The following is an 18,846-nucleotide window of genomic DNA, read 5'->3' as shown; positions in this document are numbered from 1 at the left end:
TGCAAAGGTACAACCCCCGCCGCCGCTTTTGCAACCCACCGGCAAAACTTTTTTTAGCCGGCGACTGTCGAAAGCAAGTTCAACACTTGTTTACCGACCCGCGTTTCGGATTGGGAGTGCAAAGGTGCAAGGTGGATTTCGTTTATGCAAGCTTGGCGAGCAATTAGTCTTCCAATTCAAATAGCCCCACGTGGCGTCGCTCTGATTTCTAGTAGTTTGCCAGCAGAAAGAAAATTGTGAGTATGTTCAATGGCTGTCAATTACGCTTAGGGGCGAGGCCTATTCTGCTCGTAGGCATAGATGGCTTTGCCTAGTTCCGCTAGGAAAGGCAGGCCAACTGTTTGGTATTCGTAACGTCCGTCGTTGAGGATGCCATCGTTGTTGACGTATATAACAGCGCTTAACATGAACTCAATGCTCTCGCTTTCGTCGGAGAAGTACGCACAATCGGCGAGGTACCCGTGAGACATGCCAACTATATTATATATGTGGAGGCCCTCATCGGGCTTGGCTTGTGGGTGGCGCCCATAGAATAGATATTTTTTATAGGCGGGGAAATATTCTGGGGTGGCGAATGGTTTGAAGCCAGATTGATTGGGAGTGCTGCTGAGGTAACGGCGTAGAAAGACATAGTCGGAAGGGAATAGGTATTGCCGCGCAGCACTACTAGTTATTTCGGGGAACAGTGTGGTGCGCAGTATATCAGTTACGGCTTGCAGGGGTAGGTAATTGGCAGTTGTAAAGTCATAGGGCTGGCGGATGATGCGGCCATTTGCTAAGTACGCTTTCCCCTTTGCTATGCGCCCGAGGGGGAATGTTATCGGCTTCGCGTTGCAGGCAGCGGCCTGTCTATATATAATACTGCCGTTGCGGTGGTGAAACGTAATGGGGTTGGTGCAACGGTTGGCAGCAGTGTCACAGGGGGCGAAGCGACGAGTGATTCGTACGTTGGGGTAGCCCAACTGGGTGAGACGTTCGTGCAGGTATTGTTGCCCTAGAAATTCGTACAGACGATTGTAGGCTTGGTTGTCGCTCACGAGCAACATCCTTTTTATGTAATTGCCCATTGTAGCAACCCGGTCTGAATCGGGATTAGTGGCGAAGGGCACGGCAGTTTGGCACCGGCCCGCGGCACCGGTAGCCATGATGGTGTTGCGGTTGAGAGCGGGGAATTGCTGGCGTAGGCGGTTTAGCTTTTCTAACGAAAGCAATGCCACGGGCAGCTTTACCAAACTGGCTGGATTGAAATAGGCCCGCTCGTTGAGATGGTAGTCAATTTGGGTAAAGTGAGGCTTTCGCGTAGTGGCGTCTCGGTCGATACGTGTATAAATAACCTGCAACTCATACTTCTCTGCTTGATGTGCGACACTTGCAAGGGCAGGCGTGGTGAGTAGAATACTGTCGAGAGGATTGGTGAAGGTGGTGCGCGGACTTATATGATAGGTAACCTGCTCTTGCTTTGAAAGGGTGGTACTTAATAGAAATACCACCGCAAGCATCATCGGGACTCGTTGCATCTGCATCGGCGAATACCTCTTTATACCAACGCTGTTTTTTTATACCAATTAAAGCTATGGCAGCAGCTCTCCTCGTCGGGATGCGAGGAGGAGGTTGGAATCGTTGACTCGCCAGTTGTAGCCCGTGCCAAAAGGCAACGGTTTGGCTTTGTTTAGAGAGTCCTGATAGGCTGCAGTTAGCGCAGGCTGGTAGTACATGGCAAACATGGGAATGGGCTTGCGGTAGGTGCCGTAATGGGTGAAATGCCAATCGGAAGGTTTGAAATACTTCATGGCAATGCCCGAATCGTCTTGTAAGATGTAGCGGCTGCGCTCCAAAATCAGGTTACGCACTTGGCTGAAGTACGCTTTGTGCATGAGGTAGGTAGCCGACTTCACGTAAGTGGTAAGCGGCCCGAGGCTGCGCACGTAGCGCAGGATGGCGGCGTTGGTTTGACTAAGTTTCCAGTCGCTGAGGTCGGCGGAGAAATAATACACCTTCTTCTCCTGACCATCGGGCCCACGGAGGTTAATTTCGACGCCTGGAATGGGCTTGGGTTTGGCAGAAACCTCCACGGAATCGACAGAAGCTAGCTCGCCGGCTCGATTTAACTGTACATTTCGCACATCGATAACTTGATGATCGGTGCGGGCGGCAAAGAGCATGATGAGCGGCAACGCGCCGTCGAGCTCTACCGATTTGAGGTCGACGGCCATGCTGTTGGTGCTGAAAAAGCTAAAGCTGAGCACCGACCACAACGAGGTTTTGATGGCATTGAAGAGCTTGGGATTTTCGAGCGAGGCGCGGCTGGGCACCGAGCCCACCGGCTCCAAGCCGACCAAGACGTAGGTGGAGCTGCCCGGCAGCATGGTGGTGGCGTTCAGAAAATCGGGGCCACTGAAGGGGTAAAAGACTACCGGGCTGTTGCGGCGTACTGAATCCAGCTCCTGCTGGGCCCAGGCTTCGATTTTGTCGGTGCGGGTGCTGTGGTACTTGCGCCAGCTTTGCTCGGCATCGGCGGCAAAGCGCTGCCACTCGGGGCGGGTGGCGTAGGCGCGCAACTCAGAGGAGCTTTTGACCGGCAGACCGGCTATGAAAGCCGCTACATCCTGCACATCGGACGTATCGGCGGCGACGGGCGCAGCAGCGGGCTCCGGCGTAGTGGTAGCGACAGTATCGGGCGGCGGTTGGGTTGGCGCCGTTGCCTCCACTGCTGGGGTAGATTTCTGCTCGGAGCAGGCAAATGCGGCAACAAGCACAAACGGCAGAAACCACCGACGAGAGAAAACGAACATTGGTAAGAAGGGCGCTGATTTGGCTGGAAAGATAACAACCGACCACTCCGTAATACGACCCTCATGCCCGTTGAGCCCCTACCCTACCGAAATCTTGCGGCGCATTCTTCCCCAACCGGCCAACGCCGCATACACGAGCAACCCGACGAGCACCGTGGCGAGGCCTAGCATCGACTCCGCAAACTTGTCGCGCAGGAGGAAGGCCAGCGTCCAGCCGTTGAGGGCGAGGAATACCAGCGGCGTGAGCGGGTACCCCCAAGTGCGGTAAGGCCGCGGCAATTCGGGCTGCCGCCACCGCAGCACAAACAGGCCAAGTACCGTCAGAAATGTGAACAGACTCAGCACAAAACCGGCGTAGACCAGCACCTGCTCGAAGGTGGCAGTGATGATGAATACCACTGTTAGCAAGCTTTGCAACAGCGTAGCGCGTACTGGCAAGCCGCGGCGGCTGCGGCGCGCCAACCACCGCAGGGCCGGTAGGTCTTCGCCCATGATCTGGATGATGCGCGGCCCGGCGTATATCATGGAGCTGACAGTGGAGACGAGCAACAATGCAATGACGGCCCCCATAAGCTGACCGGTGCCCACGCCGAAAATCTGATTAGCGGACAGGTAACCAATTTCCAGCTGCCCGGCCAGCATGTTCAGGGGCGTAGTGCGCAGAAAGACGTAATTCAGCAGCACGTACAACAGGGCCACCGTGGCGGTACCGATGAGCAAGGCCCGCGGCAGATTGCGCTGGGGCTGTTCCACTTCACCGGCCAAGTACACCGCCGCATTCCAGCCCGAGTAGGCGTAGGATACATAAATGAGCGACACCGCAAAGGCTGGCGTGCACAAGGCCTGCCAATCGGGGGCGCTGGGGCGAAAGGCTAGCGGCTGCGGCTCGGCTAGCAGCCCGGCCCCGATGAAGAGCAGAAGAAGCGCTACTTTGAGCGCCGTAACGACTATCTGGAAACGGCTGCCGGCGCGCTGACTAATCAGGTGCACAATGGTGATGAGGGCCACGGCCAGCAACGAGAGCAGGCCCGCGTGCAGCTCGGGCCACACACTGGTGGCATAGCGGCCCAGCGCAATGGCTGCCAGCGCCGTGGGCGCCGCAAACCCCACCGTGGCCGAAACCCAACCCGACAAAAATCCCACGGCTGGGTGGTAAATGCGCGACAGGTAATGGTATTCGCCGCCCGAACGCGGTAGGGCGGCCGCCAACTCTCCGTAGCACAGCGCGCCGCACAGCGCAATAACGCCTCCCACCAGCCACAGCATGAGCAGGGCAAAACCGCTCCGGATGCCAAGCACCTGAAACCCGAGGCTGGTGAATACGCCCGTGCCCACCATGTTGGCCACCACAATGGCAATGCCGGTGTAGAGGCCGATTTTGTAGACGGGAGCGGTCGGTTGAGGCATCGAAAGCAATATAAGGTGTCCTAAAGAACGTCATGCTGGGCCTGCCGAAGCATCTCTACCTGCTTCTCTGGATAGAATTTTACTATCCACGGAAACTGTAGAGAGGCTTCGACAAGCCCAGCATGATGCGCTGAAGCAATAAATAAACCGAGAGGTTACGCTTTCGGGCGCTTGTAGAGGGGCACGGTGCTGCACGGCTCACCATACATGACGCTGGCCGCCACCGGCAGCAGCTTCTGCATGATGGCCACGTAGGCGTAGGTAGGCACGGGGTCCTGGCCGCAGCCTTTCACCACCACTTTGGCGTCGCGGTATTCCTCGGCATCCACAGCGGCAATGGCTTCGTGGAACAGCTCCTGCTCCAGAGCATCGAGGTTGCCAAACACGTAGCGGTGGGCGTGGCCCTGCAGCTTCGAGGCCAGCAGCATGTAGGCCCAGGTGGGCACAATAGCGTCGGCTGAGCACACGATGGCCACGTTCTTGCCGTCGTACTGGCTCCAGTCGTGGGTCTTGATGAAGTCGCGGAAGTCTTTTTCGCGCAGGATTAGGCCGTGAAAGAGGTTGTCCTTGATGTCGTACACGACCCGCTCGCCAGGGTGCTTCAGGTCTTCAAGATTGAAGCTGACGAGGGCGCTTTGCGCGACGCGGTTGATGATTTCGTCCATGACAGTAATGGGAGTGGCGGCCGCAGCCGCGGGTAATGCTGCTACAACAACACCGCACGGGTTTCGTTTGTGCCGACGCAACCCGGCAAAGGTACAGCGGCTCGCGGCACCCTGGCGGCTGGCGGCATCCAGTTGGTTATCCTGCCGATTTGGGCGTAGTGGTGTATACTTCTTTCAGGTAGAAGGGCTCGTAATAGGCCACGTCGCGGAAATCCTGACGGGCATAGGCCGCTTCAGCTAGCTGGGCCACGGCAATGGCCGAGGGCTGCACGTCGGACAGGAACGCGGCGTTGGGGTTATTGGCCACAAGGGGCTGAAACTTGGTCGCGCCGCTGCCGAAGAACACCACCGGATCAGCGGCCAGCTCGGCGGCGAAACTGTCGGCCTCAAGAATGAGGGGCGCGGGGGCCAGTAGCTCGGTGCCGTCGGCGGCGTAGAGCGCCGCATACACTTCCATGCGGCGGGCATCGAGCAGGGGCGCGAAGCGGTAGCGCGCGGCACCGGGTACCTGCCGCGCTACCTGGTGGGCCAGCGCCGGCAGCGTGCCGATGGCAATCAACGGAATTTCGAGGGCGTAGCACAGGCCCTTGGCGGCCGCCGCACCGATGCGCAGGCCGGTGTAGGAGCCGGGTCCGTCGGCCACGGCCACGGCGGCAAGGTCGCGCAACGCGAAGCCAGCATTGGCTACGAGCTGCTCGATGAGCACGGTGAGGTGCGAAGAGTGTGACTTTTCGAGCCGCAGTTCGGCTGAGGCAAGCAGAGCGCCGTCTTGCGTCAGAGCTACCGAGCAGACGGGGGAGGAAGTTTCAAGGGCGAGAAGGAGGGGCATGAATGGCGCAAAATCAGGGAAGCAGCAGCGCTTCATCAAACCATATGTCTTCGTAGCAGGCGTCGTCGTTGAGGAAACGAAAACCTGGCGGCAAAGCTAAGTAGCGAATGACTTCCGGAGCGCGCTCAATCAGGTGGCGTAGATGGACGGGCTCGAAGAAATCATCAGCCGCTGAGTACTCACCCGACCACAAAAACCACCCTGATGAATCACCAGCATCGGCGTGGCGCAAGCCATGCGTGGGTGCCTCAAGCCCATGGTTGCGGCTAGCTCCAACTATGGCATCTGGTTCGATAAGACAGAAATCCACACCATGCACAGCACATACCTGTTTCTGCGCTTCCAGCACTTCGTCTACACTCAACCCCATCTGCAGAGATATTAAACGGCGTATTGCAATGCGGCCTAAATATCCAACGGCTCCAAGTCGGGCATTTCCGCCAACACCTGCTCCGGGCTGAGGCCAGCGGCTAGGAGGTTTAGTACATCGACCACCCGGATGCGCTTGCCGCGGATGCACGGGCGCCTGCCGCACTGGCGCGGGTTGGTGATAATGCGGTGGCGAAGGTTTTCCATGCAGACTTTTGAAACAAGCCCGTAGCTCCTTGGGTTATCGAGCAAACGGACAAAAGCGATTCAAGGGCGAGGGTAATCGAAGGTGTCGGCTTGAATGGCGGCGTAGATGCGGTTGAGGCGCGGCTGGATGAACCAGACGCCAATCGGCCAGAACAGCATAAGAAGCAGGGTACCGAAGTAAAACCCAAACTCAGGTTTACGCTGCTTTTCGATGGCTACCAGTGTCACGGCCGGAAACCAGAATACGTGCCCGACTGCAAAGAACAGATAGAATACTGGTATGGCGGCTAGTCCTTCTGCTTGATAAGAATGATTATCCGTCAGAATAGCGACAGCACAGAATGCAGCCAACACGATAAACACATCTATCAAAAACCAATTGAGGCTGTAGTTGGCCTGCCGCGGGAGAAACTTGGCCAATGTTTGCCCTAATACGACGAACCAGCCCAAGTACAGAATTATTCCAATCGAATACAGTGCTGCTGTCAGCATTGGGTTGCCGCTGACGTTCGTGTTCATGAGCAACCCGCTTAGAATAGCGTAGACAAAACCAGCCAGCTTAGGGCTTTGAGCGTATACATAGAGTAATAGTAGACGTTGGTTAACAAAAAAGCAGACCCAAATTTGAGTCTGCTTTCTGTAAGCAAAGATAGAGGAGGCCTTACTGCTTGTTGCTGGCCGTGCCGGCACCTTTCATGGCACTGGCCGATTTGCCGCCGGGCTTCAGCAGTGAGGCGTAGCGGGGCTGGTCGTTGAGCACCTGGATGGATGCCAGGATGTTGGGGTCGTCGTCGAAGGAGGCTTCGATGCTGCCCTTCTGAAAGTAGTAGCGCGACACGATTTCCTGCTCCAGCAACTCCTTGATTTCGGGTTTGAAGCGGGTCAGGTCGTTGCTTTTGTTAGTCGTCACTTTCCGGCGGATGCTTTCCAGCTCGGCCTTCACGTCGTCGTAGTGCTTCTCGTCCTTGGTTTGGGTGGTGAGGCTAGCCAAGGCCTTTTCGGCGGGCGTGGAGTAGTTGATGTCCTTACCTTGCAGGTATTGCACAAACTTCTGGTAGTCGGCGTCGGCGAGCTGAAAATCGCGGGCCGAAGCAATGGTGGGGTGTTCCGCCCGGAAACGGGTGGCGTAGTCGAAGATGTAGTTCTTTTGGAGCAGAATCCGGGTGATGTCGGCAATTTCCTTGTCCTGCACCTCCACGTCGGGTGCCACGCCGCCACCGTCGTACACGGTGCGACCGGCTTGGGTTTTGAATGCCGTGCGCAGCGAGTCGGGCACTTTGCCCAGCGTACCGTCGTCGGCACGGTGGGCGTAGTCGATTTCCTGAATGCAGCGGCCGCTCGGAATGTAGTACTTGGCGGTAGTCACCTTCAGCTGCGAGTTGTAGCTGAGCGGGCGCGTGGCCTGCACCAAGCCCTTGCCGAAGGTCCGCTCGCCCACCACCACGGCGCGGTCGTAGTCCTGCAGCACGCCCGTCACAATTTCAGAAGCCGAAGCCGAACGGTTGCTGGTAATGATGACCAAGGGAATCTGGGTATCGAGCGGAGCGTCCAAGGCTTTGTAGGTCTTGTTCCACTCCGTCACCTTGCCCTTGGTACTCACAATGTCGAGGCCCTTGTCGACAAACAGGTTCGAGATGTTCACCGATTCGTTGAGCAAACCACCGGGGTTGTCGCGCAAGTCGAACACGATTTTCTTGGCGCCCTGTTCCTTGAGCTTGGTCACGGCGTTGCGTACCTCGCGCGAAGCGTCCACGGTGAAGCCCGACAGCTGGAAGTAACCGATATCCGAGGTGAGCATGCCGTAATAGGGCACGTTGTCTACCTGAATCTTGTCGCGCAGGATGTCGATTTCCACCGGCGCGTCCTGGCCGTAGCGCGTCACCATGAGCTTCACGGTGGAGTTGGCCTGGCCCTTCAGCAGCTTGCTGATATCGGAGTTGTTCTTCTTCTCCAGGCTCACGCCGTTGATGGAGAGAATTTCGTCGCCGGGCAGCAAGCCGGCTTTCTGGGCCGGATAACCTTCGTAGGCGGTTTGCACCACCGTTTTGCCACTACGCTTCACTACCACCGCGCCAATGCCGCCGTATTGCCCGGTCGTCATGGTGCGGAAGTCCTCGATGTCGTCCTCCGGAATGTAGTTGGTGTAGGGGTCCAAGGACTTGAGCATCGCGTCGATGCCCGTTTTCACCATCTTCGAAGGCGTCACGTCGTCCACGTAATACGTGTTGACTTCCTTAAAGAGTGTGGCGAAGATGTCGAGGTTCTTGGCAATTTCGAAGTACCGCTCGCTGTCGGTCGAAACCGTTTTGAAGGAAAACAGCAGGGCAGCTCCGGCGGCAAGGCCGAGGGTAGATTTGCGAACGTTCATAGGGCAGGCAGCTGTATAAAGACAGACGCTTAAGCCGTTGGGGAAGTTGCGCTAGGCGACGCAGCTCCTGGCTCGGTGGCGCGTAACAAACGCTCCAGCCCTGAAATTAATTTATTCTCAACGACGGCGAAAGGCTTTTTTTCCTTGCCGGTGTAGATAATGGCCAACTGCCCCACCCTGTGCCCACCAGCCACCTCCAGAAGCCGGTATTTATTCAATCGATACGCTTCGCGCAGGAGGCGCTTGAGGTAGTTGCGGTCGACGGCGCGCTTGAAGTTGCGCTTCGACACGCTCACCAGCACCTGCGGCGGCGCGGTGGTGGGTGCCGGGGCTGGGCGCCATACAAGGCGCAAGGGGTATAAACCAAAAGAAGAACCCTGGCCGAACAGCTCGTCGATGAGCTTCTTGCGGCACAAGTGTTCTTCTTTCGGAAATGCGTAGGAGCGCGCGCCCGGCGTCATCTCGTTCAGCTGGGGCGAAGCGGCAACGGCCGTCAGCGGCTTAGCGCTTGTGACGACCTTCGTCGGATACGGTCAGGCGCTTGCGGCCTTTCTTACGACGGGCAGCCAGGGTGCGGCGGCCGTTGGCGGTTTCCATGCGCAGACGGAAGCCGTGCTTGTTGCGGCGCTTGCGTTGCGAAGGCTGAAACGTTCTTTTCATGACGAGACACGGTTAGGTAAGGCCGGCAAAGGTAAGGACTTATGCTGGCAAAGGCAAGCCCCGAAAAGTCAGGGCCTAAGAAAGTTGCTAAATGCCAGTCGCCGGACACCCGAGAGGGCCCGTTTCGCCGTAGCTTTGTAGGGCGTTTCGAGCCCGGTGCTGCCCATGATTCACTACTACGTTTCCTTCCAAAATCCGCTCACGTTCTACCTGCAAGTGCAAATGCAGCTGGATGTGCCTGCCGAGGCCGCACCGCTCGAATTGCAGCTGCCCGCTTGGCGCCCCGGCCGCTACGAGTTGCAGAACTTCGGGCAGAAAATTCAGCGCGTAGAGGCGTTTGACGCTACCACCGAGCAGCCCTTGCGCCTGCAGAAGCTGACCAAAGACCGGTGGCAGGTGTTGGAGTCGGTGGGCCGTACGGTGCGGGTGCAGTACAATTTCTACGCCCACCAGATGGACGCCGGCGGCTCGTGGCTCGACGAAACCCAGCTGTATCTGAACGGCATTCAGTGCTTGATGTACGCCGAAGGCCGCCGTACCGAGCCCTGCTCGCTCACGCTGGCCCTGCCCGATGGCTGGCAAGTGGCCTGCGGCATGCAGCAGTCGGCGCCCAATGTACTCCAGGCCGCTTCGTTCGATGAACTGGTGGATTCGCCACTGATTGCTTCGCCCACGCTGCACCACGCGCAGTACGAGGCCGGCGGCCTGCCCTTCCACGTGTGGATGCAGGGCGAGCTTCAGCCCAAATGGGACGTGATTCTGCGCGACTTCAAAGACTTTACCGAAGAGCAGTTGCGGTTGTTCGGCGCGTTTCCGGCGCGGGAATTCCACTTCCTGAACCAGATGCTGCCCTATAAGCACTACCACGGCGTGGAGCACCTCACTTCCACGGTAATTGTGCTCGGGCCCGCGGCACTGCTGATGACGGAGGGGCTATACAAGGAATTTTTGGGCGTGAGCTGCCACGAGCTGTTTCATTGCTGGAACATCAAGACCATTCGGCCCGCCGAAATGATGCCCTACGACTACACCCGCGAGAATTATTTCCGCACGTGTTTCGTAGCCGAGGGCATTACCACCTACTACGGCGAATACCTGCTGGCCCGCGCCAATGTGCGCACCGCCGAGCAGTATTTCGACGAACTCAACACGGTGCTGCGCAAGCACTACGACGACCACGGCCGCTACAATCTCTCGGTTGCCGATGCGTCGATGGACCTCTGGCTCGACGGCTACAAGCCCGGCGTGCCCGACCGCAAGGTGTCCGTGTACCACAAAGGCGCCTTGGCCGCGTTGCTGCTCGATTTGCATATCCGCCGCGTGCATAGCCACCAACGCAGCCTCGATGACGTGATGCGCCGCCTCTGGACCGAGTTCGGCCAGCCCGGCATCGGCTACACCGAAGACGACTACCGCCGCATCGTGACCGAGGTGGCTGGCCAGGATATGAGTTGGTACTTCGAGCAGCACATCTACGGCACGGCCGAGCTGGAAACGCCGCTCGATGAGGCCCTGAACTTTGTGGGCTGCGCGCTCATGGTGCAGGAAAACCAGTCGGCCTCGGAAGGTTTGTTTGGGTTCCGCACCGTCGTCAAGAACGAACGGACCGAAGTCACCGATATCTACCCCGACTCGCCCGCCGCCCGTGCTCTGACTGTTGATGACCAAGTAGTGGCCGTGAACGGCCGCCGCGTGGACATGAACCTGCAAGTGCTGCTGGGCACCCGCCAGCCGAGCTACGAACTGACCGTGTTTCGGCAAGACCGCCTGACGACCGTGACGCTGCACGCCGAAAGCACCAGCCGCTTCTGGAGCAAAATCACCGTCGACAAGCTACCCGAGGCCACCTTGGCTCAGCAGGCCAGCTTCCGCCAGTGGCTAAACCAGTCGTTCTAACCCGCCGCCCCGCCTCTTCTTCCCTGCCCTTTTCCGCCACGCTATGTTCCCGCTTCGTCCGCTGCCGGCTCTGTTGGGCTTGTGCTTGCTGACTGCCTGCTCACTGCGAATGCAGCCGGGAGAACGTGCCCGGCCCGGTAGCGTACCCCGCACGGCCCCACCGCGCCCCGGCACGGCTGGCGGCCCCAAACGCCCGGTTCCGCCGCCTATTTACCGCTTGTCCCGTTTCGATACTCTCGTTGTGGGCGAGCAGGTGCTGAAGCTGTACCCGGCTAGTCGTGAGCTGTACGAGCGGCTGCCACTCCAGCCCTGGCTGCTGAACGAAGCCGCCGACGAAGGCGACGAACTCGACCCCGAAGCCGAAGAACGCCGCCACCTGCGGGCCGCGGGCCAGCAGGTGAAGCGCAACGGGCTGGCGCTGCACCTGCGCTGCACCAACGGCAAAACGGTGCGCCTCGTCAACAACCCCGAGGAAAGCGAGGAGAACATTTTTTACGAATACGTAGCCACATTGCCCGGCATCAAAAGCTGGCTCGTGGCGGTGCATCTCTACGAAGGTGGCTACTACCTGCTCGTCGACCAGGCCAGCGGCCGCCAAACGGTTATCTGGAGCCCGCCCTCGGTGGCGCCCAACGGTCGCTACTTTGTGTGCGGCTCGTCCGATGTGTTGTCGCACTTCGAGCCCAGCGGCCTGCAAGTGTGGCGCGTAGATGCTGGCCGGCCCCACCTTATTTGGGAGCGGCAAGCCGAGTGGGGCGTCAGCCAGCCGCGCTGGCTAAACAACCACACCATTCTCTTCGAGCAAGACTTTTTCCACAACGGCGACGTGGATACCCGCGTCATGCGCTTGGTATTGCCCGATTAGGCTTATATGCAATAAAAAAAGCCCCGCTAGACGAATCTGGCGGGGCTTTTTCTATTGGTTGAAGCGACTAGTCGGCTTTGCGGCCGGGGCCTTTCTGGCTGCCGTCTACCGACATCGGGCGGTTGCCTTGCGGGTTGCTGCGCGGCTTGTTGGAGGCATTCGAGCGGATTTCGCTCTGGTTGCCGCCGGCGGCGTTGTTGCGGGTTTCGTTGCCTTCTTCCGAAATGTGGTTGCGGCTTACGTTTTGCACCTTGGTGCCACCGCTATTCGAGGAAGGAACTTGGCTGTTTTCCAGATTAGAACCCGGAATCAGCTCTTCGTTCTTGTTATGATTATGCTTGCTTTGGCTCTGTGACATGGCTTGGGGCGTTTTAGGGAAAACGAATACCTCTTTTACCCCAAGCCCGGCCGCGAGGTTGCCTTATTGAGCCAATACTTCTTCCACGCGCACCAAGTCGCCGAACTGCTTCTCGCGCTCCTGTATTTCCTCTTGGGTCAAGTTCAGCAACCGCTCGGTGCCGAATTTCTCCACGCAGAACGAAGCCATGGCCGAACCGTGAATGACGGCGCGCTTCAGGTTCTCGAAGCTGATGTCGTCGGTGGCGGCAATGTGGCCGATGAAACCGCCCGCGAAGGTGTCGCCGGCGCCGGTGGGGTCGAACACGTCTTCCAGCGGCAGGGCCGGGCAGAAGAAAATCTGCTTCTTGTGGAACAGCAGGGCGCCGTGCTCCCCTTTCTTGATGATGAGGAACTTCGGCCCGAGGGCCAGAATCTTGCGGGCGGCCTTCACGAGCGAGTATTCACCGCTGAGCTGGCGGGCTTCCTCGTCGTTGATGCTCAGCACGTCCACCATCTGAATGGTTTGCAGCAGCTCGTCGAGGGCAATGTCCATCCAGAAGTTCATCGTATCCATCACGATGAGCTTGGGACGGTTGACGAGGCGCTGAATGACGAGGCGCTGAATCTGGGGGGTGAGGTTGCCCAGCATCAGGTATTTGCAGTCCTGGTAGGCATCGGGGATGATGGGGTCGAAATCGGCCAGCACGTTCAGCTCCGTCACCAAGGTTTCGCGCGAGTTCAGGTCGGTGTTGTACTTGCCCGACCAGAAAAACGACTTCTCGCCCTGCTTGATCTGCAGGCCTTCGGTGTCGATGCCATGCTCCTGCAGGGTGAGGATGTCGCTCTGCGGAAAATCGTCGCCCACTACGGCTACCAGCTTCACCTGCTTGGTGGAGTAGGACGCGGCCAGGGAAACGAAGGTGGCGGCACCGCCGATGATTTTATCGGTTTTGCCGAACGGCGTTTCGATGGCATCGAAGGCCACGGAACCAATGACGAGCAAGCTCATAGACGCGGGAAAAGAAGTCGGTGAAAAGGTAAAGTGTGATGGGTAAACCCGGCCCAACATAAAAAAATCCCCGAAGCTGGGCTGCGGGGACTTTCGAAAGGGTAAGTAATGGGGCTCGAACCCACGACCTTCGGAATCACAATCCGACGCTCTAACCAGCTGAGCTATACCTACCGTGTTGGGCTTAGTGGCGCAAAGATAGGATGCCGGCGGGTTCTTCCAAAAAAAATCTGCGCGTGGCTCTCTGTTAAGCCGCTCTCAATAGTCTTTCAGGGCCACGCGCTGCAGCTCCTGCCAGTTCACGTCGGTGGCTTTCACGGGGGTGTTGCTACCGTAGTAATTACCCTGACGGTCAGTGTATACGTGGTTGTAGCCGGCGTCTACTTTCACCCGCTCGCCGGTGGTAGGGTCGGCGTATTTTTCTTTTTCCCGAATGGCATCCACCGCGTATTCATGCTGCCGATCCTGGCTGCGCGAGCGGTCCATGTAGGCGTTGTGTTGCTGGTCCATCTGGTTCATGCGGTCGTTGAAGGCGGCGGTGTTGGCGGCCCCACTTCGCTGGATATCGGCCATGCGCTGGTCGTGCCCGCGCTGCTGAATCTCGGCCCAGCGGCGCTGGTCGGCCAGGTTTTGGTCGTTGGCGTCGCTGTTGGCCTTCATACCGCGCTGCACCACGTCGTTGTTCAGCTGCTGCCACGTGGGATTCATCGTAATGGACTCCTGCGCGGCTTTGGTGTGGGCGTAGCTGGCCGCCAGCTCGCCGCTGGTTTGGGTGATGGAGGGCACCACTTGCCACGCGTAATAGGTTTCGCCGTTGCTGCGCACGGTTTGCAGCTGCATGCGGCATTCCACGCGGGCTTTGCGCCCGTTCGCCAGCACTCCATCCACGTAGGCGCTGGACTTGACGACTTGGTTGGCGGCCGGCTGGTCGGGTAGCTCGGTTTCGTTGCCCACGTCACGCAGGCGCATTCCTCGTTGGGCCAGTTCAGGCAGCAGCACTTGCTTGATGTAGGCCAGCGCAGACCGGGGCTGCAGTTCGCCGGGGTTGGTGTTGGGGATGCCCATGCTTTGCATCTGGGCCCGCATGTTATCGGCCATCGGCCCCTCGCTGTACGTGTATTCGTTAGCTGGCAGGTACTCTATCTGCTGGGTGCCGTCGGGCGAACGAAACGATAGATAGATCTGCGGACTCGGAATGGCGCCGTTCCATTTGCGCTTGAAGGACTGCTTGACTTCCCAATCGCGCGGCACCTTCAGCGCAAAAGCCACCGTGTTGTTCATGTCGGGGTCGATGACGCCCAGTAGGCGGTAAGGTTGCTCCTGTTTGGGGCTGGTCTGCGCTGCCGGGGTGCGTGGGTTGTAGGCAGCCTGTTCCTTGGGTGTAGTCATGGCTTGATGGGCCGCTTGGGACAAGTTTACTGTTTTGCCTTCCCCGTTTTCCGTCGACTCGGCAGCGGTTTTGGGACTTTCGCAGCCGACCAAGTAGGCCGCCGACGTTAGGACGGAGTAGAAAAGGAGACGCATAACGGAGGCCACTGATTTTTTGTATTAATATCATAAATATTTGACCAATTATCATTACATCTTCCAAATCGAAAGTTGACGGTATTTGCCATTCAGGTCTGTGTCAAACCACAAGCGCCCCGAAGCGGTACCTTTGCGCCATGAACGAATCCACCGCTGCTGCGTCTTTCGACGATTTCAAGCTGAACAAGCAGCTCCTGACGGCCGTGGCCGATGCTGGCTTTACCACGCCCACGCCGGTGCAGCAGCAAACCATTCCGCTGCTCCTCGCGGGCCACGACGTGCTGGGCATTGCCCAAACCGGCACCGGCAAAACCGCCGCTTTCGGCCTGCCGCTGCTCATGAAGGTGAAATTTGCCCAGGGCAAGCACCCGCGGGCCCTCATCATGGCTCCCACGCGGGAGTTGGCCATGCAACTCGAAAGCCACCTGCAGAAGCTGGCTGTGCACACCGACCTGCGCATTTTTGCCATCTATGGTGGTCTGGGTCCAAAGTCACAGATTGAGCGCATTGCCCAGGGCGTCGATATTCTGATTGCCACGCCGGGCCGCCTGCTGGAACTGTACCTGAAAGGCGACTTGGTGCTGAAGGAACTGAAGACGCTGGTGCTCGACGAGGCCGACAAGATGATGGACATGGGCTTCATGCCCCAGATCCGGCGCGTGCTCGAAGTCATTCCGCGCAAGCGGCAGAACGTGCTCTTCTCGGCCACCATGCCCGACAAGGTGACGCGCCTGAGCGAGGAATTCCTGGAATTTCCGGTGCGCGTGGAAGTGACGCCGCCCGCCCAGCCGGCCCAAACGGTGACGCAGGTGATGTACCGCGTGCCCAACCTCGTCACAAAAATTAACCTGCTCGGCTACCTCTTCCGCGACCAAGAGACGTTTCATCGCGTCATGATTTTCTGCCGCACCAAGGCCAACGCCGAGAACGTAGCGCACTTTCTCGGCCGCAAGGTGACCGGCGAGGTACGGGCCATTCACGGCAACAAGGGCCAGAACGTGCGCATCAACAGCATGGACGCCTTCAAGGCCGGTGAGCTGCGCTTTCTGGTGGCTACCGACGTAGCGGCCCGCGGCATCGACGTGCCGCAGGTCAGCCACGTCATCAACTTCGACGTGCCGCTGGTGTACGACGACTACGTGCACCGCATTGGGCGCACGGGCCGGGCCCAGCACACGGGTGCCGCCATTACGTTCGTCAACGAGGCCGAAGTGCACCACGTCAAGCGCATCGAGGAGCTGATCAAGCAGGAGATTCCCGAGCTGCCCATTCCGCCCGACGTGAAGATTGCCGAGACGATGTTCGACGAGCAACAGGCCATTGCCAAGGAGCTGGACGATCAGCGCCGCCGCCTCGACCCCGATTTCAAGGGCGCTTTCCACGACAAGCAGGAGTGGCTGAAGGCGGGCGAAACCATCGACAAGCGCACCGGCAAAACCTACCAGGGCCCGCAGAAAAGCTCAAAAGGCGGCAAGGCCAATCCTTCCAAACGCACGTCGTCTAAGCCCTCGGTGAAAGCCGCCAAAGCCGCGCGAGCCAAGAACAGCCGCCGCAAGTAGGCGTTTGTCCTTGCTTATTTGTTCAATACCACGCGCAACGCCGCCGTAGCTCCACTACGGCGGCGTTGCGCGTGGTATTCGGCACTTGGCTAGTGCTTGAAAATGCCTAGATGGCTGAATTTTAGCGTCAGAAACGTGAAGGCGGCGCCCCAGAGCAGGGCGCTCCAGAACATGTGCAGCAGAATTTGCTGCCGCCGCACGCCCAGCATGGTGGCAATGACGGTGCCACCGATGGGCGTGAACAAAATGGGCGTGAGAAACGCAATACCGCTGATGCCGAAGCGGCTGAAGATGCGCACAATGGTGCGCGAGCGGCGCGAAAACACCGGCTTGTGCCGCAACCGGCGCCGCCGCTGCATGTGTGCCGCCCACGAACGCCCGACCCCCGATACCACGGCTACGCTCGTCATCATGCCGGCCACGGTAAGGGCCAGCGTCTGGGCAAACGAAAGTCCGGCGGCGGCCCCCGTTACGGGTCCGCCGATGAACTTCACCATGCTCAGCAGAAAAACAGTGGCGTATTTAAGGGCGTAGGGCAACACGGCTGGGTAGGTGGAGTAGCTGATTACGGTATCAGCAGCGGCGACAACCAGTACAGCAGCAGGGCTTGCTTCGTTCCGCCGGCCTCGCTCCTGCCCCTGGCTATACGCCCCCGCAAAGATAACCGCCACCTGCTGGCGGCAACATCACCAAATCATGTACTGGCGCTGCATTACCCAGCTACAGCTTGCTGCCATACGACAAGTCGCCGGCGTCGCCGAGGCCGGGTACGATGTAGGCGTGCTCGTTGAGGTGGTCGTCGAGAGCGGCCAGCCAGAGCTGGGCCTCGGGCACCTCCTGCATTACGTGGCGCACGCCCTCGGGCGAGGCAATGACGGCGGCAATGTGTACCTGCCGGGGCTGGCCGAAGCGCAGCATGGCGCGGTAGGTGAGGGCCAGCGACTTGCCAGTGGCCAGCATGGGGTCGGCCAGGATGAGCACGCGGCCGTTTAGGTTTGGGGCCGAGAGGTAATCGACCTGCACTTCTACCCGCGAGGTGGCTTCGATGCGGTAGGCTGCTACAAACGCCGAGGGCGACTGGTCGAAGTAGTTGAGGAAACCTTGGTGAAAGGGCAGGCCGGCGCGCAGCACGGTAGCTAGCACCGGGAAGTCGCCTAGTAGCTGGCCCGTCGATTCGGCCAAGGGCGTCTGCACGGTTTTCTCGGTGTACTCCAACTGCGAGCTGATGCGGTAGGCCATGATTTCGCCCAGGCGCTGCAGGTTGCGGCGGAAGCGCAGCGAGTCGCGCTGCACGTTCACGTCGCGCAGCTCGGCGAGGAAGTGGTTGGCAATGCTGGGCTCGGCGCACACGATGTGCACGCGGTCGGATTCAGTCAGCGCTTCCAGTTCAGGTACCACGGGCGGGCGGTTTGGGTGAGGGTATAATACGGCACGGGCCGCGCCCCGAAGTTGGCAAAAAACCGCGCAATGCCGGGTATCGTGCCGCCTTCGAAGTCGAGCACGAGGCCGGGCGTGGCGGCGTAGCGGCGGATGGCTTCGTCGAGCAGCAGCAGCGGGGCGGCGGCCTTTTTGCCCGCGGGCGTGGCTGCGGCAAAGAGGTACACCAAGCGGCTGCGGTAGCGGATAAACAGCGCGCCGGCCAGCAATTCGTGGTCCGTGGCGGCGCGGACGGTCAGCAGCACGGTTTGGTGGTCGGCCCGCAGTGCGTGGTAGAGCTGCTGCAGGCGGCGGTAGTATGCCGGCTTCATGCCGCCCACTTCATCACCCTTCTGGGTCTGAAACAGCTGAATCAGCTCGGCGGCGTCGGTTTCTTCGGTTACGCGCAACGGCGCGGCCGCCTGGGCGTTCAGGCGCAGGCGGCGGCGGTAGTCGGCGCAGTAGCCGGCATGCAGCGCGGTATGGTCGGCCGATAGCGGCAAATGATAGGTTACGCGCTCGGCCAGGCGGAAACCGGCAGGCACGGCGGGGGCATGGTTATCGGTGTTTAGCTGCACGTGCAGGCGCGCAAACTGCCCCGACAGCATTGCCAGGTACTCTCCCGCGTCGCGGTGCTGGCTGGCGGCAGTGGTCAGCAGGCCGAGTTGCTGGGTGAAAGGTGGCTGCAGGGCTTCGCGGCCCCAGAGGCGGCGCTGCACCGGCACCGGCAGCACGCTGCGGTAGCCACCGGTGGCTTCGTCGGGCTCCACTACGGCATCCCAAGGGCCATTTACGGCTTGCAACCACACGCCCTGCGCGTAGGGCACCACCTGCTCGGCGGCGGCCACGCAGGCGGCGTAGGCGGCGAGGTTGAGTTGGGCGTGGCGGAGGTAGCGGAGCGGCACAGCGGCAAAGGTAGCGTGCACCTTGCCCTAAAA

At 59.4% G+C, this 18,846-nt stretch carries 20 protein-coding genes and 1 tRNA gene; 3 read left to right on the top strand and 18 right to left on the bottom strand.

The window, feature by feature from the left end; genetic code table 11:
* Nucleotides 1-266: 266 nt before the first annotated feature.
* The 11 genes from F0P96_RS19885 to rpmH form a co-directional block, all read right to left on the bottom strand.
* Nucleotides 267-1,517, bottom strand: coding sequence for a serine hydrolase (locus F0P96_RS19885; protein ID WP_160620155.1), 1,251 nt, complete (start codon nucleotides 1,515-1,517; stop codon nucleotides 267-269).
* A gap of 54 nt (nucleotides 1,518-1,571) precedes the next feature.
* Nucleotides 1,572-2,792 (bottom strand): hypothetical protein, encoded by a 1,221-nt coding sequence (locus F0P96_RS19880; RefSeq protein ID WP_151080745.1) that lies wholly within the window; start codon nucleotides 2,790-2,792, stop codon nucleotides 1,572-1,574.
* Between the two features lie 78 nt (nucleotides 2,793-2,870).
* Nucleotides 2,871-4,199, bottom strand: a complete 1,329-nt coding sequence (locus F0P96_RS19875; RefSeq protein ID WP_151080744.1) for an APC family permease — start codon at nucleotides 4,197-4,199, stop codon at nucleotides 2,871-2,873.
* Between the two features lie 155 nt (nucleotides 4,200-4,354).
* Nucleotides 4,355-4,864 (bottom strand): DUF2480 family protein, encoded by a 510-nt coding sequence (locus tag F0P96_RS19870; protein WP_151080743.1) that lies wholly within the window; start codon nucleotides 4,862-4,864, stop codon nucleotides 4,355-4,357.
* A 136-nt stretch (nucleotides 4,865-5,000) separates the two neighbouring features.
* On the bottom strand, nucleotides 5,001-5,693 hold the full coding sequence (gene tsaB, locus F0P96_RS19865; RefSeq protein ID WP_151080742.1) for a tRNA (adenosine(37)-N6)-threonylcarbamoyltransferase complex dimerization subunit type 1 TsaB: 693 nt from the start codon (nucleotides 5,691-5,693) through the stop codon (nucleotides 5,001-5,003).
* A gap of 13 nt (nucleotides 5,694-5,706) precedes the next feature.
* On the bottom strand, nucleotides 5,707-6,057 hold the full coding sequence (locus F0P96_RS19860; RefSeq protein WP_151080741.1) for an immunity protein Imm33 domain-containing protein: 351 nt from the start codon (nucleotides 6,055-6,057) through the stop codon (nucleotides 5,707-5,709).
* Nucleotides 6,058-6,098: 41 nt separating this feature from the next.
* Nucleotides 6,099-6,269, bottom strand: a complete 171-nt coding sequence (locus F0P96_RS19855; protein ID WP_151080740.1) for a DUF433 domain-containing protein — start codon at nucleotides 6,267-6,269, stop codon at nucleotides 6,099-6,101.
* Between the two features lie 60 nt (nucleotides 6,270-6,329).
* Nucleotides 6,330-6,788, bottom strand: coding sequence for a hypothetical protein (locus F0P96_RS19850; protein ID WP_151080739.1), 459 nt, complete (start codon nucleotides 6,786-6,788; stop codon nucleotides 6,330-6,332).
* A gap of 142 nt (nucleotides 6,789-6,930) precedes the next feature.
* On the bottom strand, nucleotides 6,931-8,637 hold the full coding sequence (locus tag F0P96_RS19845) for a S41 family peptidase (RefSeq protein ID WP_151080738.1): 1,707 nt from the start codon (nucleotides 8,635-8,637) through the stop codon (nucleotides 6,931-6,933).
* Between the two features lie 29 nt (nucleotides 8,638-8,666).
* On the bottom strand, nucleotides 8,667-9,098 hold the full coding sequence (locus tag F0P96_RS19840) for a ribonuclease P protein component (protein ID WP_151080737.1): 432 nt from the start codon (nucleotides 9,096-9,098) through the stop codon (nucleotides 8,667-8,669).
* Between the two features lie 40 nt (nucleotides 9,099-9,138).
* A complete protein-coding gene (gene rpmH / locus F0P96_RS19835; protein ID WP_151080736.1) occupies nucleotides 9,139-9,297 on the bottom strand; it encodes a 50S ribosomal protein L34 in 159 nt (52 codons plus the stop codon).
* Between the two features lie 165 nt (nucleotides 9,298-9,462).
* On the opposite strand from rpmH, the gene F0P96_RS19830 reads away from it, so the two are divergent.
* Nucleotides 9,463-11,193 (top strand): M61 family metallopeptidase, encoded by a 1,731-nt coding sequence (locus F0P96_RS19830; RefSeq protein ID WP_151080735.1) that lies wholly within the window; start codon nucleotides 9,463-9,465, stop codon nucleotides 11,191-11,193.
* Between the two features lie 217 nt (nucleotides 11,194-11,410).
* Nucleotides 11,411-12,058: a hypothetical protein gene (locus F0P96_RS19825; protein ID WP_151080734.1), complete on the top strand. Its 648-nt coding sequence runs from the start codon at nucleotides 11,411-11,413 to the stop codon at nucleotides 12,056-12,058.
* A 67-nt stretch (nucleotides 12,059-12,125) separates the two neighbouring features.
* On the opposite strand, the gene F0P96_RS19820 is transcribed toward F0P96_RS19825, so the two are convergent.
* The 4 genes from F0P96_RS19820 to F0P96_RS19805 all read right to left on the bottom strand — a co-directional run bounded on the left by F0P96_RS19820 (nucleotide 12,126) and on the right by F0P96_RS19805 (nucleotide 14,795).
* Nucleotides 12,126-12,416 carry a hypothetical protein gene (locus F0P96_RS19820; RefSeq protein ID WP_151080733.1) on the bottom strand — a complete coding sequence of 97 codons (291 nt, stop codon included), beginning with the start codon at nucleotides 12,414-12,416 and terminating at the stop codon, nucleotides 12,126-12,128.
* Between the two features lie 63 nt (nucleotides 12,417-12,479).
* Nucleotides 12,480-13,406 (bottom strand): PfkB family carbohydrate kinase, encoded by a 927-nt coding sequence (locus tag F0P96_RS19815; RefSeq protein ID WP_160620157.1) that lies wholly within the window; start codon nucleotides 13,404-13,406, stop codon nucleotides 12,480-12,482.
* 100 nt (nucleotides 13,407-13,506) lie between these two features.
* A tRNA-His gene (locus tag F0P96_RS19810) sits at nucleotides 13,507-13,580 on the bottom strand.
* Between the two features lie 84 nt (nucleotides 13,581-13,664).
* Entirely contained in the window at nucleotides 13,665-14,795 is a 1,131-nt protein-coding gene (locus F0P96_RS19805; protein WP_151080731.1) for a hypothetical protein, read from the bottom strand.
* Nucleotides 14,796-15,070: 275 nt separating this feature from the next.
* On the opposite strand from F0P96_RS19805, the gene F0P96_RS19800 reads away from it, so the two are divergent.
* Complete coding sequence (locus F0P96_RS19800) at nucleotides 15,071-16,492, top strand: DEAD/DEAH box helicase (protein ID WP_151080730.1); 1,422 nt, start codon at nucleotides 15,071-15,073, stop codon at nucleotides 16,490-16,492.
* 89 nt (nucleotides 16,493-16,581) lie between these two features.
* On the opposite strand, the gene F0P96_RS19795 is transcribed toward F0P96_RS19800, so the two are convergent.
* The 3 genes from F0P96_RS19795 to F0P96_RS19785 form a co-directional block, all read right to left on the bottom strand.
* Nucleotides 16,582-17,031, bottom strand: a complete 450-nt coding sequence (locus tag F0P96_RS19795; protein ID WP_151080729.1) for a hypothetical protein — start codon at nucleotides 17,029-17,031, stop codon at nucleotides 16,582-16,584.
* A 181-nt stretch (nucleotides 17,032-17,212) separates the two neighbouring features.
* A complete protein-coding gene (upp, locus tag F0P96_RS19790) occupies nucleotides 17,213-17,890 on the bottom strand; it encodes a uracil phosphoribosyltransferase (RefSeq protein ID WP_151080728.1) in 678 nt (225 codons plus the stop codon).
* The gene (locus tag F0P96_RS19785) at nucleotides 17,866-18,813 is read right to left on the bottom strand and encodes a GNAT family N-acetyltransferase (protein ID WP_151080727.1); all 948 of its coding nucleotides are present in this window, start codon (nucleotides 18,811-18,813) and stop codon (nucleotides 17,866-17,868) included. Before F0P96_RS19785 ends, upp begins: the two co-directional genes overlap by 25 nt.
* Between the last annotated feature and the right edge of the window lie 33 nt (nucleotides 18,814-18,846).

Source organism: Hymenobacter busanensis, assembly GCF_008727865.1.
Lineage (GTDB): Bacteria > Bacteroidota > Bacteroidia > Cytophagales > Hymenobacteraceae > Solirubrum > Solirubrum busanense.
The sequence above is the reverse complement of the archived record's forward strand: the minus strand, read 5'-3'. Positions and strand labels throughout refer to the sequence as shown.